Genomic DNA, 17,317 nt, shown 5'->3' with positions numbered 1-17,317 from the left:
AAAGCATTAGTGTGAATTTGTGTTAAAAATAAATTACAAAATATGATACGTTCCATCTTTTTAACTGCAGTGCTTATGGCTTCAGGAACCCTTTTCAGTCAAAAACTTAAACCTGTTTCCTACCAGGACGGTTCACAGAAATTAAATGGTCTCATCACCCCCAATGCTGGAAAAAAGCTTCCGGGAGTTCTGATCCTTCCGGCCTGGAAAGGTATTGATGAAGAAGCTAAAACGGCAGCTCTTGAACTTGAAAAGCAAGGTTATATTGCTTTTATCGCTGATATTTATGGCGAAGGAAAAATTCCTGCAGACAATGAATCTGCTGCAAAAAGCTCAGGATATTACAAACAGAATTATCAGGAATACCAGAAAAGGATTTCTCTGGCATTGGAGCAGCTTAAAAAAAACGGAGCTGTTCCTGACAAAATTGCTGTGATCGGATATTGTTTCGGAGGTACCGGTGCCCTGGAATCTGCAAGAGGCCACTTACCTGTTGCCGGTGTGGTTTCTATCCACGGAAGCCTGGCAAAGGATCAAACCAGAAAAAATGAAGCTTTAACAGCTAAAATTCTTGTTGAAAACCCTGCAGATGATAAAAGCGTTACCCCTGATGATTATAATAACCTCATCAAAGAGATGAATGAAGGAAACGCCGACTGGCAAATCATCACCTATGCACACTCAAAGCATACTTTTACAGATCCGAAATCCCCGGATTATAACGAAACCATGGCTAAAAGAGCATGGAATCATACATTGATGTTCCTGAAAGAAATTTTGAAATAAACATAAAAAGGCAAATTCATTGATTTATGAATTTGCCTTTATTTTTTTACCTGAATCAGTTATGGTTTAGCTTCCAGCTCAACGTCATATTTTTTTGGAGAATATTTGGTAAGAGAACCTGTTGCAGCATCAATTCCGACACCTATTGCTCCTCCAAGAATAATATTCAGTAAAGTCACGGCATTAAAATTTTTCGTAAGTTTTACTTCTTTCTTCTCAAATCCTTCTTTTTCGAATGTAACCGTCTGCTTACTCAGAGATCTTGGGATCTTAACTGTACAAGGTGTAGTACATTTTTCAATTCCTTTGTGAAATACTTTTGCTCCTTCAGGATTGGAAGAAAAAGCTATCGGATCCTGAGTTCCTGTAAAAATGGTTGCACAAGAAGTGGTAGAAAGTGCAATACTCAGTGAAAGCACCATTGATAATTTGTTTTTCATAGATTACTTAGTTCATTTTTTTAAGTCCGCGAACTTACGAAATAATTCAAAAAATCAGAACTATCAATGGGGCAAATATTTCAAAAAATGTAGTATTGACAGACGTTTTCATTACCTGCAGACTGAAATCCGATCTCAAAACACTCAATAACACGGAGTTATTTGTATTGTAAAAATTAGATAAAAAAAAGCAAATCTGCATTTCTGCAAATTTGCTTTTTTTATTTTTCAACTATTATTCTAATCCACTCCTTCCTCTTCCCTGTGCACCAGCTCCATAGAGAATGCGGGAAGACAGATCGCAAGATATTCGCATGGCTCAGAAAATGGATTGCTGTAGCGGATCCTCGCCCCTTTTTCAATAAGGATACTCTGACCTTTTTCCAGCGTAACAATCTCACCATCGATTTCAAATTGCTTTTTCCCGGAAATGATATAGGTAAATTCATCGAACTCGGGAGTCTGATGCGGCTCGCTCCACTCAGGAGGTGCTACCATATGAGCAATGGAAATATTGGAATTTCCGGTAGAATTCCCCCAGTGTTCTTCAATCAGTTTTCCATCTGTTGTAGGAACGATAAACGGAGATTGCTGAATTTTATATTTTTTCATAACCAGTCTTCTTTTTTGATTTCATATACAAAATTGGTTCTTGTGGGTTCTGCAAAATAAGCCACTTCCTCTTCAGCAATTTTCTTCCCGCCAAGTCTCTCCAAAGCCTTTTGAGAACGGAAATTTTCTTTTCCGATATGGAAATGAACTTTATCTACAAACTGAAAGATATAATCCAGCATCAGTTTCTTAACCTGCGGATTAATACCTTTTCCCCATGACTTTGTTCCATAGAAAGTATATCCTATGAAAATACGACCGTCTTTTTCATCAAAATCATAATAACGGCTGCTTCCCAATACATCTCCGGTCGCTTTCTCAATAATTTTGAAAGCTCCCTTACTCTCCATAGCTCCTCTGAAAAAGTTTTCAAAAACCTCTTTTTTGTAACGGTCCTTATTCGGGTGCTGTTCCCAAACTTCAGGATCGGAAGCTACTTTATATAAGGATTCAAAATCCCCTTGCTGTAAGGGGATCAATTGAATTTCTTCATTCTCTAAAACGGGCTGAACAGAAAAATTCATTGCTTAGCTTTTTTTAGCAGAATCTGATTCTATCTTTTTGATCTCTTTCAGTTTATCAGAAATCTTAATTACCGTGTCTAATTTTGAAGGCTTCAATGGAACTTCTGCCTGAGCCATATCCCACTTGATTACCAGATTCCCTGAGTTTTCGTCTGTAGGATTCAAAGTAATTTCAAACCATTCCTGCTTGTCTGCCAGTTTGTTAACCGGTACCGTAACGTCTACAACGTCCTGTTTTGGATCGTAAGTATAGGCACCCCATTGCTGGAAGTCTTTATTCAGGATCACTTTCCATTCTTTTTCTGTAGGAACGATGAATAATCCGTAAGTCCCGGCAGGAACTATTTTCCCTCCGAAACTAACCGACTGTCCAAAAGTAATTTTCGTAGATGAGTTCGCTCCTGCTCTCCAAACCTGGCCATAAGGAACCAATTCCCCGAAAATCTTACGTCCTTTCACTCCCGGTCTTCCATAATCAATGGTAATTTTAGACATTGAAAACTGCTGCTCTACCTTCTGGCGCGGACTTACTGCCGGCACAGAGTAATCCTGAGCAAAACTGAATGCTGAAACTGAAATGCAAACTGCTATTATTAACTTTTTCACGTGTAAATTTTTGTTTAAAATTACAAAAATCAAAACGAAATAACTTTCCCAAACTTCGTTAAATTTTGTTCTACCGATATTTTTCTATTAACATATTTTTAACTCAAATTCTTTTTTACAGATGAATCTGTCCGCCATTTTTACCATGAAGGAAAAAAAAAATCTTAAAACAAAATAGCTTTTTCCAGTTCCAGTAATTTTTGTTTTCTCCATATTCCTCCTCCATATCCTGTTAACTGTCCATTGCTGCCGATCACCCGGTGGCAAGGTATCAGAATGGATATTTTATTCAATCCATTAGCATTTGCAACAGCTCTTACGGATTTAGGATTGCCGAGAATATCAGCCTGTTCCTGGTAGCTTCTGGTAGCTCCATAGGGAATCTCCTGCAAAATATTCCAGACTTCTTTCTGAAAAGCTGTTCCTACCGGAGAAAGGGGAACTGTAAATTCTGTTCTTCTTCCTTCGAAATATTCGGAAAGCTGTTTTTCCAGGGTTTCAAAATGAGGGTTTTCTCCTTGTATAATATTTGCTTTACAATGGGCTGCAATACTTTTCAGTTCGGAGGGGAGAGCTTTCCTGTCAGAAAACTCCAGAAGGCAGATCCCATTTTCATCAGCACACGCTATCATGGTTCCCAGCATGGTTTCAATTCTCTTCAGATCAATAATTTTCTCCATGGTATTATTTTTAGGGGATACTCCAAAAATATTCTTAAAACTGTCGTTAAAACCACTGAGACTTTCATATCCTGTGTCAAATGCAACTTCCGTAACCGACTCTCCCTGCTGAAGTTTTTTAAATGCCGTATTAAGTTTAGACATTCTCTGAAAGGCATGAAATGTTATTCCATGGTGTTTCAGAAACCATCTGCGGACCGTCGCCGGTTCAAGTCCTCTTTTTACAAGATCATAATCTTTGAGTTTCAATGCAGGATCATCCGCAATTTCTTTAAGCAGTTCTTTAATATATGGTGGGGTTGCATTGAGGTTTTCCAAAGGTCGGCACACTTTACACGGACGGTAACCTTTCAGCATCGCATCTTTGGTACTGGAGAAAAACTCTACATTTTCAAACTTGGGTTTCCTGGCTGTACAGGTTGGTCTGCAGAATATTCCTGTGGTTTTTACACCCATCCAGAATATGCCTTCAAATGAAACATCTTTGGTATAAGATGCCTCATACATTATTTTTCCTGTGAGTTCCATACTTAAACAAAAAGGGTTGAAAAGCTTTTCTCATTTGTAATCTTCTGCCCCGTTTTTTCCAGCGCTTTATAAAGGTGTCTGTACATAAAAGCGCCTGAAGTAATTCTTTTGACCCCTGATTCTCCAAGGGTATCAAATTCCGGCAAATCAGGAAGGCTCATCACATTTACAGGAAGATCAGTAGACGCGGTAATTGTTCTGATATCGGTTTCAGAAGTCACTCCGGGAACGAAAACGCCATCAGCTTTGAGTTCTTCAAAGAGTTTAATTCTCTGCAGGGTTTCTTTCAGCGCATTCTCCATATTCAGTAAAAAAGGATCTGTCCGTACATTGATAAATACCTTGTCTCTGTTTTCTCCTAATTTGATGAAAATGTCTTTCAATCTTTCGTAGAAGATATTCTTGTCTGTTAGTTTTCTTTCTCCTTCAATCACATAAGTATCTTCAATATTGATTCCGGATACTCCTATTTCTAAAAGCTTCAGGATATTGGATACGACGGTATCATTTTCACTGCCATATCCTGATTCCAGGTCTACAGAAAGAGGAATTGAAACTGAAGCTTTAATTCTTTTGATGATATAAAAATATTCTTCGAAAGACATCTGCTCTCCGTCCTCATATCCCAGGCTGAGTGCCACTGCCGAGCTTGAGGTTGCCAGTGCTTTGTAACCCAGCTTTTGATATACTCTGGCACTTTCTACATTCCATACATTACCCAAAAGTAATGGCTGTTCACCATGATGTAACTGTTTAAAACTGATCATAATTTTTTTATTCAAAAGTAGAAAGATTACAGAGTGTTATACAACCGAAAAATGAACATCTATTTTTTAATAACTTTAAAGTAAAGCTCAGGTATTAAAATAAAATAGCTTTTTCCAGCTCCAGCAGCTTTTGTTTTCTCCAGATCCCTCCGGCATATCCCACCAGTTCTCCATTGGAACCTATTACACGATGGCATGGGATTAAAATGGCAATTTTATTGATTCCGTTCGCTGTCCCTACGGCACGTATCGCCTTGGGATTTCCCAGTATCTCCGACTGCTGTTTGTAGGTTCTTATTTCTCCCATTGGAATTTCACGCAGAAGCTGCCATACTTTTTCCTGAAATGCTGTTCCCGTGGTAAACAACGGAACTTCAAAATGACGTCTTTTTCCTTCAAAATATTCTTTCAGTTCTTCTTCCAGCTGTGCGAAATGAGGATGATCTTTTTCTATGATGTCTGCTTTCAAAGCCTTTGATAAGGCTTTCAGCTGTTTTTCAATATTCTTCCGGTCTGTAAATTCAAGCAGACAAATTCCCTGATCTACAGCACAGGCAATCATTTCTCCCAGCGGTGTTGATATGTTTTTTTGAGATACTTTCATTTTTTAATAATAAAACCTCATAAGAAAACTTATGAGGTTTAAATTTATATAAAAAAAAAATTAATATCCGTAAATAGCAGATACTCTCAAAAAATCATTTGGCGTATTATCGGAAACCTTCTCCTGATAATAAATTATGGAGGGCAGGCCATTATTCTGATATTGAGAAATCATTTTAATTTCTTTTTTCGGGCTATTAGGCAGCGAACCGAAATAATACACATTTTTTTTACTTACATTATTCCTGGAAATTTGTGAGTAATCCTGAAGCATAAAAATATTATATGCATATTCAGGCAATGCAAGTATTCTATTTCTGTCAATCAAAAAGTCAGGATTTATATTATTCTCATATTCATAAGTGATAATATTTCCCAACTTAGATAAATTTCCTTCTTCATATCTTTCAACTTTTGTTACATTCTTATTATTTATATAAATTTTAAGCATATATGTATTGAATGGTATACCAGAATAATTATCAATATAGTTTTTCACAATAATAACATCTTCAGAAGGATATTCAAAGGTTTTGTAATTTTTTTCGTAGTTTATATTTAAATTTTCCACCTTTACAAGTCTCTGATTATCATCATAAATAAGCCTTCTTTTTTCGCTAAACGGAGAAGGATCAGACAGTCCAGGATACGAATTTCCTTCGATAGAAATTGAGGTTAATAATCCATTGGCATAGTCAAGATTTTCAGTATAATTGCCATTAATATCCCAGACCTTAATTAATTTATCATTGTTGTATTCAAATTTAAAATCTAGTTTTTCGATAACGGAAACCGCACTATTTGTAAGCTCTTCGTCTTTAATGGTAAGTGTTTTAATTTTACCTAATGGCGGATTAATATCTGGTATTTGATTGTCTAGTTCGTCAGAACTTCCACATGATATGATCGAGAATAATAGAACTCCTAATAAATATTTTTTCATATAAGGCTTTTAGTGCTGCAAAGCTATGAAAAGTTGATCTATAATCTAAGTTTATAAGTTAAGTATTTTTTGAATCTGTGCCATATGTCTTGCATTATGGTAAATAACAAAACGGAAGGTATCTCCCAGTCTTAGTTTGATCAGTTTTGAGATACTGATACCTGTTTTTGTCTTTTCCAGATCAACATGCTGTGCTTCTTCTAATAACTCAAGCAGCTTTTCCTGTTGTTTTATGAATGTGTGAACTACGGTTTTATCCAAATGACTGTACATAGGATTCATTTGCTTAAGTGTTTTCATTGTATTCAGCTTCTCTTTGGGAAGCATGCTTTTGGCAAAATAGTTCCCAAGAATCCCGGGTTTAAAATAAGTTCGTGACGATTTTCCGGCTGAATTAATATTGCGTTTGATTTCAGGAATATAAAAATTCCCATATCGGTTGAGATGTTCCAGACATTCTAATGCACTCCAGCTGTCTTCTGAAATTCTGAAATTGAGATCATCTTCCGGTTTTACAGACAGCATTTCAGCGAAGCGTAAATGCTGTTCTGTCCTGTTTTTTAATTCATCCAATAATTCTGAGGTTGAAATTTTCATTACGTTTTTTATACAAATATCCTCATCTGACAATTCTTAAATCTTGACTGAACTCAAGATTTTTTGAGTCTGGATAAAGTTTCAGGTGACATTCTCAGATAATTGGCAATATATTTATTGGGAACCTCCTGAAACAGCTTCGGACTTCTTTTCAGAACTCTTTCAAAGCGCTCTCCGGGAGCATTGATCAGCAGATCTTTTTCTCTTTCAAGCTGCTGCAATACCAGGTCTTCAAGAATGTCCATCCAGAATTTCATGTGTTCTTCGTCAGATTGTACAAACCCATAGAAATCTTTTTTTGAAGCTGTTTTTACGGTTGTTTTTTTAATCGCCCGGATATAAAGATCCGAAGGTTTTCCCGATAAAAAGGAATCCAGGCTGACAATAATATTTCCGGTATAACCGAAACGAATTATTCTTTCCTCATTTTCATCCATCATAAAGATCCGGACACTTCCGCTTTCAATAAAATAAATGCTGGTATCTGTACTTCCTGAAATCTTCAGGAACTCATTTCTCCTGAATTCTTTCTTCTCCCAATGGATTCCGCTTTGAAGCAATTTTTCAACCATTTCATTTTATTTATTTGCTTTTCCAAAGATAATGGGTAATTTTAAAGTTTTAAAACACTAATCACGATAATGCTCAAAAGAACAGTCCTTTTCACACTGCTTTCTGCAGGATGCTGTACCATGAAAGCCCAGCAGACCATTCCATTCAGGATTACAAAGCACAATAACATTATTGTCAAAACCCTGGTCAACCAAAAGGATTCGCTGGATCTGATGTTCCAGATCGCTATGAAAGATAATGCAATCTCACCTGAACGAAAGCGGAAAGCGGATCATATCATTTTCAACAAGGAAGAACTCAGCGATCATAATACGGTTGAGATTGGAAAAATCACACAAAAGAATGTACGCTTTTTTAATAATCAGTTAACAGGGCTTGAAGCTGACGGAAAAATAGGAACCGGAATTTTTGAGGGCAAAGCTTTTAAAATTGATTATGACAACAACCAGTTTGTGATGTATGATACAATGCCTGATGTGAACGGTTACCAGCCCATCAATATTATCTTAGATCATGACGGATTTTATCTGGCTGCGGATAATATTATTGAAGGTGATCAACAGCAGGAAGCTTATTTTGTACTGCAATCCGGATTTTCCGGAGCTATTCTATACAGTAATGAATTCGCTGAAGAAAAGCATCTGGAGAAAAAACTGAAGGTAACGGGAGAAAAAACGCTGAAAAATTCTGAAGGAAAAACTTTAACTACCAAACAGGCTGTCCTTCCCTATTTTAAATTGGGAAGCAGTGTATTCAAAGATGTGTCCGTGGGATTCTTTTCAGGGGAGCTGAAAACACAAAATGTAAGTTATCTGGGTGCTGATATGCTCCGCAGATTTATATGGATATTTGATGCCGACAGGAAAACGGCTTACATCAAGCCCAGCAAATATTTTTCCGAACCTTACTACAAAATCAATTAGAAACAATGATAAACACTTTACTATTAAGAAAAATGATGAAGTTTAAAACTGCTGCTGCTCTGGTATTTTTTCAACTGGTTATTGTGGGCTGTCAGAAAGAAGAGAAAAAAACAGCTGCCACAGAAACAAAAATCAAGAATGACACTATAAAAACGACAAAAGCAGAGGAGAAAATAGATTACTCGGATTTCAATATTTTTAATCTGTCTGTCATTTCATCAGCTGAAAAAGATTCTGATATAGATATTTTTATTTCGGTTTCGGATATTTATAAAGGGGTTCAGCCTGTTCCTGAAAATATTATAAAAAACCATAAGCAGATGACTTATGAAGAACTCCAGCATTTTGATCTGGATGCCCCCAGCAGAAAAAAACTGCTCAACGGGATTCATCTTACCGAAAATGATTCCCTTTATATTTATGAGTATTGGTCTAATAAACTTCAGAGAATACCGGTAAGCCGATTAAAGGCGGTGGCTTATTTAAGTCCTTATTCAGATAGTGAAGATTTGGATCCGGATGCTTATATGATGGGGTTTCAGGTAGCAGCTCACCAAAAAACAACAGAGTATGACCGGTACATTAATGCCATTGCTTATTTTGGGAATAAAAATCCTTTCGTAGCGAATAAAATGAAGGCTGTAAAATGGCAAAAAGCAGGTACTGATGTTTCTAAAAAATACTTTAGCCATTCAAAACTTACTCAGGGAAATACCTACCAGACAAAGTATGAAAACATGACCTATTATCTGCAGGATTATCTTGAAGAAGGAAATACGGTGGAACGCAGACTTGCAGTCATTAATGATCATCAGGAAAAGATGGCGGAAAAAACATTCAGCCTTGCGGAAAGTGATGGCGGAGAATTTCTTCCTCTGTATGGAATAGATACCGATGAAGCTAACATATTCCAATATACAGGCTACCTTTTTAAAGGAAAACCTCCTGTTATTTTCGGATTCATTGCACAGTCTTTTGGCTGTCCTTCCATTAGTTTTTTAGATAAAAACGAGAAAGATTTTTGGATCAACTGTGATAACAGGCATTAAGGGATAAAAACAAAATGGTAAAATGCAGCTTTACACTTACTGTACATTATGAAAATACATTATCAGGAGCAGGTTAACAGCAAACCTACACATGTATTTTCAGTGTTCATCAATTATACAACCGCTGGAGCAATCATCGACATGTAATAATTGGCACAATGCAGTGCATTGATCAATAATATTTCTTTGGCCGGATACATTTCGAATTTTTCTGTTGTGGTAATGTGATATTCATAGTTCATGGAACTCCACTTCAGATGGGGTTTCATCACGAAAAGTTCATTACCCTGCTGATCGGCAAGAACAAATGATTCTTTGAAAATTCCCCGGTGCTTAAAAAGAAAGCCTTCTTTTACGCTGTCAAAATACGTCTGTATTACAATTTCACCATTCCAGTTCATCCGAAACTTAAGGAGCACTTTTTCATTGTCTTTAAGTTCAATAGTGGTTCCCCAGAAACCTTTCGGTTCAATCAGATAAAAACGGTTGGCAATTTCAATCTCAGCATTAAACTTAAACCAGCTTTCGTAAATAAGCCTGCCTATAATCTGGCTTTCTTTGGTGATTTCAAAGGATAAAGAGTTGTGTGATTTTGCGTAATATTCTGCCATGGCTGTATTTTGGTTTGGTGAATTTTATTAGTTTTTCAAATAGTAATAACGGCCTGAATTTTAACGCTCTAATTTATAAATAATTCGGTAAACATAATGTATTTTTAAAAGTGATCTGATAAAAAACGATTAATTATTAGCCATGGCCGTTTTTTTCCAGATTTCAATTGAAAAATGTTGAAAATTATTTCATAATTAGATTCAAACCTAACAGTTTTAGAAACCTGTTAGGTTTAGCAGTTAATAAAATTGCTCATTATATCATAATATTCTTCTGAAATACCATAATCTCATTTTTTACTTATTCAATTTTAAATATATAATCATCTTTAATATTCTCAGATTTTTTGACTATTTCGTCTATACTATATTTTTTTCCGTCAATTTCAATATCAACAATATACCATTCCCACATAAAATTATGAGTTTTTTCAATCCGTACTGTTGAATGAGGGTTGATTTCCAGCATGACACCAGAGCTGTCAATCTTTTTTTCAAGAGATTTTAAATTTTTATTTTTTCTAAAAAATTTTGGCTGTACAATATCGTTCTCATAATTGAAGCCAGGTGTACCGTAAGAACCTTCAGATAATTCTTTGACCATTCTTTTTTTATAATTAATCTTTACTATTTTCTTCGTCTCTGTTAGATTTTGAAGATAAAAGTCTGTCGGTATTGAACATCCCCAAAATACGAGCACAAAAACAACACTCAAAATACCTTTAAAAATTGCATTCATATAATTTTAGCTTACATGTTTTTTTGCAAAAATAAACAGAATCCTCTGTGTTTAGATTAACAGAAAAAAATCCCGCAAGAAAACCTGTGGGATTCATTTATTTACATTGTTTCACTTGCAAACTATACATTAAGTTGCAGCAGTACAATAGATTTTCAATGAGTCAGTATTATCCTATCCGGTCATAAAAGACCTCAGCTTGTTAATTTATTCTTATATAATAATTAACAGCCATATTTTTGGGACGGGTTTCTTTTCCTCCGGCAACAGCAATAATTAAAGGGACAGTTGCTTTGTCATAACCGCTAATCACTTGTGAGCCATCAAGGTCACCATCTGCACCAGATGTATTTGCTGAAACTGCCCGGGGTGTTGAAGTTACTCCTCCAAAACTCTGCTGCATAATCTGGTGATCATGTTCTTTAATCTCATCTCCCTGAATACTGCCCCGTAATCTGTTACCCGAAGGATCTTTTTGATTTTCAGAAACCGATGGGATACCGAAGGCCATTTCATTGGTATCAAAAGCATTATTCCCGCGCAGGAAGATTCCTCTCAAATCAGGAACATTTGTGAGATTTTGCGTAGCACGGGCGAGCCCGCAGTTTGTGTCTACTTTTCTACCATCACACGGAGCCCATTTAGAATATTTACTGTTCCAGTTTTTATCAGGATTGGTTAAATTATTTTTAGTTACTTCCTGGAATTCTTCCCAACTTAAATATGAACATAAGATTGTACCCACAGGGAAATCTTTATTGAAACCTGTGGGAAGTCCATTTAACAAACAATTTACAGGTCCTTTATCTGTGTCTAAGAAAAAGAAAATATCTTTTGAAGGATCATCTCTTTTAATGGTAATTGAATTATTAATATCCAATATACTTCCCTTTTGAAAGCTCTTACTAACTTCTATTCCATTCGTTACTGTATAATCCTCAACAATGGGATTGGGATCCGTACTCGATATTTTGTTGTAGAAAATATAAATGGTTATTCCTTCATCCCCTTCCTGTACTACTGTTGATAATCCTTTTTTATTATTTTGAACATCTAAACACTTCACATATCCTTCAATAATATCTTTGTTTGGGGTATGTAAAGTAAATGAATCAAAGAATGATTGTGAAACCATAATGGTTTTCAGTGATTTAATTGTCTCCTGAAAACCATTAATTTCATCATCGGAAGCTCCAAGGTTTAAGACATTCTTAACCATTGATGTAGGATCAATGGCTTCAAAGCCAAATGAAAATTTTTTAGTTTTAAAATCATCTTTGAATTTTTCGGATTCATAATATTTTTTCAGGTCGTAAAGAAAATCACCTGTGTTTGCGACATTCAGAGTGGTATAAATTCCACCTTCAAGAAGCTTGGTACATTGATTAGGTTCCATTTTGTATAGTTTTTTGAGGTTAGTTTTGTATTGTCAATTTTCATCTGTTATGCCTTATCAAAAGTACTCTGTATGGAATACCATGTCAATTACCCTTTTGTGGTATTATTTATATTAAGCACAAAAAACCCCGCAAGAAACTTGCGGGGTTTGAATATTTATTTTCGAAATTACATTGTCTCCATTTTGAAGCTCATGCTTTCGATTACTTTTAGAATGGCTTCTACCGTATCCATTGAAGTTAAACAAGGAACACCGTTTTCCACACTCATCCTTCTGATCTGGAATCCGTCTCTTTCTGCCTGCTTACCTTTTGTAGTGGTATTTACAACATACTGAACTTTTCCTTTCTGGATCAGGTCGATAAGATTTACATCTTCTTCTCCTATTTTATATCCGATCTTGCAAGGGATTCCTTTTTCTTCAAAGAACTTCGCAGTCCCTTCCGTAGCCCAGATTCTGAAACCTACTTCATGGAATCTCGCTGCAAGCGCTGCTGCTTCTTCTTTGTGCTTATCTGCTACTGTGAACAGGATAGAACCGTGCATAGGAACTTTTCTTCCTGCTGCTACCAATCCTTTGTATAATGCTTTTTCAAGGGTTGTATCTTTCCCCATAACTTCTCCTGTAGACTTCATTTCAGGACCTAAAGAGATATCAACTTTCGTTAGTTTAGAGAAAGAGAATACCGGCACTTTTACAAAAACTCCTTCTTTGTTTGGAACCAATCCGTTTTCGTATCCTAAGTCTTTCAGCTTTTGTCCTAAGATTGCCTTTGTTGCAAGGTTAGCCATCGGAACGTCTGTAATTTTAGATAAGAAAGGAACTGTTCTTGAAGAACGAGGGTTTACTTCAATTACATATACATTTCCTTCGAAAAGAACGTACTGGATATTCATTAATCCGATAACGTTCAGTCCTTTTGCCAGTCTCTTCGTGTAGTCTACCAAGGTATCGACTTCACTCTGAGAGATATTCTGTGGCGGATATACAGCGATAGAATCCCCGGAGTGAACTCCTGCTCTTTCGATATGTTCCATGATTCCGGGAATCACTACTGTTTCACCGTCGCAGATGGCATCTACTTCGATTTCCTTTCCTACCATGTACTTATCTACCAGTACAGGATGCTCAGGGCTTGCGTCTACAGCATTCTCCATATAGTGAGCCAGTTCTGATTCTGCGTACACAATCTCCATGGCTCTACCTCCAAGAACGTAGCTTGGACGTACCAATACCGGATAACCGATTTCGTTGGCAATTTTTATCGCTTCTTCTTTCGAAGTTGAAGTTCTTCCTTTTGGCTGAGGAATTCCAAGCTCCTGAAGTGCTTTTTCAAATTTGTCTCTGTTTTCAGCTCTGTCAAGATCTTCCAGGGAAGTTCCCAGGATCCGTACTCCGTGAGAAGCTAGCTTATCTGCAAGATTGATGGCAGTCTGTCCTCCGAACTGTACCACAACCCCTTTAGGTTTTTCAAGCTCGATGATGTTCATTACATCTTCTTCCGTAAGTGGCTCGAAGTATAGTTTATCAGAGATAGAGAAGTCTGTAGAAACTGTTTCAGGGTTGTTGTTGATGATAATCGCTTCATAACCCATTTCTTTGATTGCCCATACTGAGTGAACGGTTGCGTAGTCAAACTCAACTCCCTGTCCGATTCTGATAGGCCCGGAACCCAGTACAATGATTTTTTCTTTATTTGAAACCACACTTTCATTTTCTTCTTCGTATGTTCCGTAGAAGTAAGGGGTTTCGCTTTCAAATTCAGCAGCGCAGGTATCAACCATTTTGTAAACCGGCATTACCCCGTTTTCTTTTCTGAAATTGAATACTTCACGTTCTGTCACATCCCAAAGAACTGCGATATTGACATCTGCAAAACCTAATCTCTTCGCTTCAGTTAATATTTCTTTATCAAATTTGTTGGCAGCGATTACTTTTTCAAAATCAACCAGCTTTTTCAGTTTCCAGATAAAGAATTTGTCGATCTTACTCCATTCTACGATCTGCTCCCAGTCATACCCTCTTCTTAAAGCATCTCCGATGATGAATAATCTCTCATCATCACATACTCTGATTCTTCTTTCGATTTCCTCTGCAGTAAGTGCCTGCGCCTGTTTTGTCTTTAATCCTAAATGTCTGATTCCTGTTTCTAATGAACGGATGGCTTTCTGTAAAGACTCTTCAAGGTTTCTTCCGATCGCCATTACCTCACCGGTTGCTTTCATCTGAGTGGAAAGTCTTCTGTCTGCCGTTTCGAATTTATCGAATGGGAATCTTGGGAATTTTGTTACCACATAGTCAAGAGCAGGCTCGAAACATGCGTAAGTTTTTCCGGTTACCGGATTCATGATTTCATCCAGCGTTAATCCTACAGCGATCTTTGCAGCAATCTTTGCAATCGGATATCCTGTTGCCTTACTTGCCAATGCCGATGAACGGGAAACTCTAGGATTTACCTCAATGATATAATAGTTGAACGAATGCGGATCCAAAGCTAACTGTACGTTACATCCTCCTTCAATTCCTAAGGCTCTGATGATTTTCAGTGAAGCGTTTCTCAGTAACTGATACTCTCTGTCTGAAAGCGTCTGAGAAGGTGCTACTACGATAGAGTCTCCTGTGTGAACTCCTACCGGGTCTATATTTTCCATGTTACAAACCACAATGGCGTTGTCGTTTGCATCACGCATTACCTCATATTCAATTTCTTTGAAGCCAGCAATTGATTTTTCAATAAGACACTGTGTAACCGGGCTGTGTTTTAGTCCCAGTTCAGCAATCTCTTTCAATTCAGCTTCTGTGGAAGCGATACCACCTCCGGTTCCTCCCATTGTAAAGGCAGGACGAACAATTACAGGATAACCGATTTCATCTGCGAAAGCAAGGGCTCCTTCTACTGTATTTACAATATCAGATTCCGGTACCGGCTCGTTCAGTTCTCTCATCAGCTCACGGAAAAGGTCTCTGTCTTCTGCTCTGTTGATCGCAGAAAGCTTTGTTCCCAATACTTCCACTTTGCATTCTTCAAGAATTCCTGATTTTTCAAGCTCTACCGCCATGTTAAGACCTGTCTGCCCTCCAAGGGTTGGCAGTAATGCATCCGGACGTTCTTTTCTGATGATGTGGCTTACAAACTGTAATGAAATCGGCTCGATATATACTTTATCCGCGATTTCCACATCCGTCATGATCGTTGCAGGGTTTGAGTTGATCAAAATTACCTTGTAGCCTTCTTCTTTCAGAGACAGACAAGCCTGCGTTCCTGCGTAATCAAATTCAGCTGCCTGACCGATGATGATAGGTCCTGAACCGATTACTAAAATTGTTTTTATATCGTTTCTTTTCATAGGGGGTTAAAATGTAACAATTTATCAGTCTAACAGTGTAACAATGTTACTAACCGTTTTCATTTGATAAACTTGTGCTTAAAATTTTATAAATAATCTTTCCAATTTCTATAATCTGTGTTTCCAATTTTTCATCAAATGGGTAACTTTGAGAATGTTTACACAGATATAACCAATATTTTGTTTCTTCAAGCTCCTTAGCAGCAATTTTAATTTTATTCACAAAATCTTTTTTACTGTATGGATTCTGTGCTTCAAAAGAATTTGCTCCAATACTTGTTCCCGAACGTAATAACTGTTTAGCAATAATAAATTTCTTTTTACTTTCCAATAATTCACAGAACTCTATAATATCTAATGAGAACTTAACGGTCTTTTCAATTAAAGGATTGCTTTCGAAATTGATCATCTTAGTTATTGTTAAACTGGTACATTTTTAAATTGGTACATTAAATCAATGAACTCATCAAACAGATAGTTTGCATCTTCCGGACCCGGGCTCGCTTCAGGGTGGTACTGAACTGAGAAACAAGGGTGGATTTTGTGTTTTAAACCTTCGTTTGTTCTGTCATTCAGTGCGATGTGCGTTTCGATAAGATCTGTTCCTTTTAAACTTTCCTGATCTACAGCATATCCGTGGTTCTGAGAAGTAATGGCTACTGTATTTTTCTCAAGGTCTAACACCGGGTGGTTTCCTCCTCTGTGTCCGAATTTCAGTTTGAACGTTTTCGCTCCGCAGGCAAGACCAATTAACTGGTGCCCTAAACAGATTCCGAAGATCGGAACTTTTCCTAATAATCCTCTGATCATATCTAAAGCGTGCGGTACATCTTCAGGATCACCAGGACCGTTTGACAGCATGATTCCGTCCGGATACATCAACAGGATTTCTTCTGCTGTAGTATCCTGAGAAACCACGATAATGTCACAGTTTCTCTGAGACAATTCTCTGATGATTCCCAGTTTGGCACCGAAATCTACCAATACAACCTTGAAACCTCTGTTAGGATTGGCATAAGGTGTTTTTGTAGAAACTTCCTCTACCTGATTGGTTGGGAAAGCTGTTGATTTCAACTCTGAAGCTACAGCAGTTTCATCAGCATCAGCGTTTACAATTTTTCCTTTCACTACTCCGTGGTTACGAAGAACCCTGGTAAGCCTTCTGGTGTCGATCCCTGAAATTCCTGAAAGGTTTTTCTTTTTAAATAATTCATCTAAAGTGATCTGAGTACGGAAGTTGGAAGGAAGATCGCAAAGTTCTTTTACGATAAGCCCTTTGATTGCCGGCTCAATACTTTCATAATCATCACGGTTAATACCATAATTCCCGATAAGCGGATAGGTCATACAAACTATCTGACCGCAATACGACGGGTCAGAAATCAATTCCTGATACCCTGTCATTCCGGTATTGAAAACTACTTCCCCTGCAGTTTCCAATTCTGCTCCGAAACCTTCTCCATGAAACACTTCACCGGACTCCAGTATTAATTTTTTCTTCATTTTTAAAAATTAGATTTTCTATTATTTTCTTTTTGTACAATGTCAGGTAAAATGTATCATGTATTCTTTACATTTTATTTATTCATT

Annotated in this window: 19 protein-coding genes; 3 read left to right on the top strand and 16 right to left on the bottom strand. The window is 37.0% G+C overall.

Going from position 1 to position 17,317, the window contains the following annotated elements; genetic code table 11:
• The first annotated feature begins 42 nt into the window (after nt 1-42).
• The gene (locus ACR1PO_RS18750; protein WP_433987771.1) at nt 43-786 is read left to right on the top strand and encodes a dienelactone hydrolase family protein; all 744 of its coding nucleotides are present in this window, start codon (nt 43-45) and stop codon (nt 784-786) included.
• A 59-nt stretch (nt 787-845) separates the two neighbouring features.
• Here the strand turns inward: ACR1PO_RS18750 and ACR1PO_RS18745 are convergent, their stop codons facing one another.
• From ACR1PO_RS18745 to ACR1PO_RS18700, 10 genes are all read right to left on the bottom strand, one after another.
• Nucleotides 846-1,226 carry a PEGA domain-containing protein gene (locus ACR1PO_RS18745; RefSeq protein ID WP_332387428.1) on the bottom strand — a complete coding sequence of 127 codons (381 nt, stop codon included), beginning with the start codon at nt 1,224-1,226 and terminating at the stop codon, nt 846-848.
• Nucleotides 1,227-1,466: 240 nt separating this feature from the next.
• A complete protein-coding gene (locus ACR1PO_RS18740; RefSeq protein WP_332387486.1) occupies nt 1,467-1,838 on the bottom strand; it encodes a cupin domain-containing protein in 372 nt (123 codons plus the stop codon).
• Entirely contained in the window at nt 1,835-2,362 is a 528-nt protein-coding gene (locus ACR1PO_RS18735; RefSeq protein WP_433987770.1) for a GNAT family N-acetyltransferase, read from the bottom strand. Before ACR1PO_RS18735 ends, ACR1PO_RS18740 begins: the two co-directional genes overlap by 4 nt.
• A gap of 3 nt (nt 2,363-2,365) precedes the next feature.
• Nucleotides 2,366-2,968: a DUF2911 domain-containing protein gene (locus tag ACR1PO_RS18730; protein ID WP_374464764.1), complete on the bottom strand. Its 603-nt coding sequence runs from the start codon at nt 2,966-2,968 to the stop codon at nt 2,366-2,368.
• Nucleotides 2,969-3,132: 164 nt separating this feature from the next.
• Nucleotides 3,133-4,176 carry a bifunctional transcriptional activator/DNA repair enzyme AdaA gene (locus tag ACR1PO_RS18725; RefSeq protein WP_433987769.1) on the bottom strand — a complete coding sequence of 348 codons (1,044 nt, stop codon included), beginning with the start codon at nt 4,174-4,176 and terminating at the stop codon, nt 3,133-3,135.
• 2 nt (nt 4,177-4,178) lie between these two features.
• On the bottom strand, nt 4,179-4,943 hold the full coding sequence (locus tag ACR1PO_RS18720; RefSeq protein ID WP_433987768.1) for an isocitrate lyase/PEP mutase family protein: 765 nt from the start codon (nt 4,941-4,943) through the stop codon (nt 4,179-4,181).
• A 94-nt stretch (nt 4,944-5,037) separates the two neighbouring features.
• Nucleotides 5,038-5,547: a methylated-DNA--[protein]-cysteine S-methyltransferase gene (locus ACR1PO_RS18715; RefSeq protein WP_433987767.1), complete on the bottom strand. Its 510-nt coding sequence runs from the start codon at nt 5,545-5,547 to the stop codon at nt 5,038-5,040.
• Nucleotides 5,548-5,607: 60 nt separating this feature from the next.
• Nucleotides 5,608-6,489, bottom strand: coding sequence for a hypothetical protein (locus ACR1PO_RS18710; RefSeq protein ID WP_433987766.1), 882 nt, complete (start codon nt 6,487-6,489; stop codon nt 5,608-5,610).
• Between the two features lie 51 nt (nt 6,490-6,540).
• The gene (locus tag ACR1PO_RS18705; protein ID WP_433987765.1) at nt 6,541-7,086 is read right to left on the bottom strand and encodes a DinB family protein; all 546 of its coding nucleotides are present in this window, start codon (nt 7,084-7,086) and stop codon (nt 6,541-6,543) included.
• A 53-nt stretch (nt 7,087-7,139) separates the two neighbouring features.
• Nucleotides 7,140-7,658, bottom strand: a complete 519-nt coding sequence (locus ACR1PO_RS18700; RefSeq protein WP_433987764.1) for a Crp/Fnr family transcriptional regulator — start codon at nt 7,656-7,658, stop codon at nt 7,140-7,142.
• Nucleotides 7,659-7,727: 69 nt separating this feature from the next.
• Here ACR1PO_RS18700 and ACR1PO_RS18695 point away from each other — a divergent pair, with 69 nt between their 5' ends.
• Together ACR1PO_RS18695 and ACR1PO_RS18690 are read left to right on the top strand one after the other, a co-directional pair.
• Complete coding sequence (locus ACR1PO_RS18695) at nt 7,728-8,582, top strand: hypothetical protein (protein ID WP_433987763.1); 855 nt, start codon at nt 7,728-7,730, stop codon at nt 8,580-8,582.
• Nucleotides 8,583-8,587: 5 nt separating this feature from the next.
• Nucleotides 8,588-9,631, top strand: coding sequence for a hypothetical protein (locus tag ACR1PO_RS18690; RefSeq protein ID WP_433987762.1), 1,044 nt, complete (start codon nt 8,588-8,590; stop codon nt 9,629-9,631).
• Between the two features lie 113 nt (nt 9,632-9,744).
• On the opposite strand, the gene ACR1PO_RS18685 is transcribed toward ACR1PO_RS18690, so the two are convergent.
• The 6 genes from ACR1PO_RS18685 to ACR1PO_RS18660 all read right to left on the bottom strand — a co-directional run bounded on the left by ACR1PO_RS18685 (nt 9,745) and on the right by ACR1PO_RS18660 (nt 17,230).
• On the bottom strand, nt 9,745-10,242 hold the full coding sequence (locus ACR1PO_RS18685) for a hypothetical protein (protein WP_433987761.1): 498 nt from the start codon (nt 10,240-10,242) through the stop codon (nt 9,745-9,747).
• A gap of 301 nt (nt 10,243-10,543) precedes the next feature.
• Nucleotides 10,544-10,981 carry a hypothetical protein gene (locus ACR1PO_RS18680; RefSeq protein WP_433987760.1) on the bottom strand — a complete coding sequence of 146 codons (438 nt, stop codon included), beginning with the start codon at nt 10,979-10,981 and terminating at the stop codon, nt 10,544-10,546.
• Between the two features lie 202 nt (nt 10,982-11,183).
• On the bottom strand, nt 11,184-12,377 hold the full coding sequence (locus tag ACR1PO_RS18675) for a hypothetical protein (RefSeq protein WP_433987759.1): 1,194 nt from the start codon (nt 12,375-12,377) through the stop codon (nt 11,184-11,186).
• Nucleotides 12,378-12,547: 170 nt separating this feature from the next.
• Nucleotides 12,548-15,727: a carbamoyl-phosphate synthase large subunit gene (carB, locus tag ACR1PO_RS18670; RefSeq protein ID WP_433987758.1), complete on the bottom strand. Its 3,180-nt coding sequence runs from the start codon at nt 15,725-15,727 to the stop codon at nt 12,548-12,550.
• A gap of 49 nt (nt 15,728-15,776) precedes the next feature.
• Nucleotides 15,777-16,136 (bottom strand): four helix bundle protein, encoded by a 360-nt coding sequence (locus ACR1PO_RS18665; RefSeq protein WP_433987757.1) that lies wholly within the window; start codon nt 16,134-16,136, stop codon nt 15,777-15,779.
• An 11-nt stretch (nt 16,137-16,147) separates the two neighbouring features.
• Nucleotides 16,148-17,230, bottom strand: coding sequence for a carbamoyl phosphate synthase small subunit (locus ACR1PO_RS18660; RefSeq protein ID WP_433987756.1), 1,083 nt, complete (start codon nt 17,228-17,230; stop codon nt 16,148-16,150).
• Nucleotides 17,231-17,317 lie beyond the last annotated feature (87 nt).

The sequence above is a fragment of the Chryseobacterium amylolyticum genome (assembly GCF_051011775.1).
In the GTDB taxonomy this organism is placed as follows: Bacteria; Bacteroidota; Bacteroidia; order Flavobacteriales; family Weeksellaceae; genus Chryseobacterium.
This window is presented reverse-complemented; position numbering and strand designations above follow the sequence as displayed.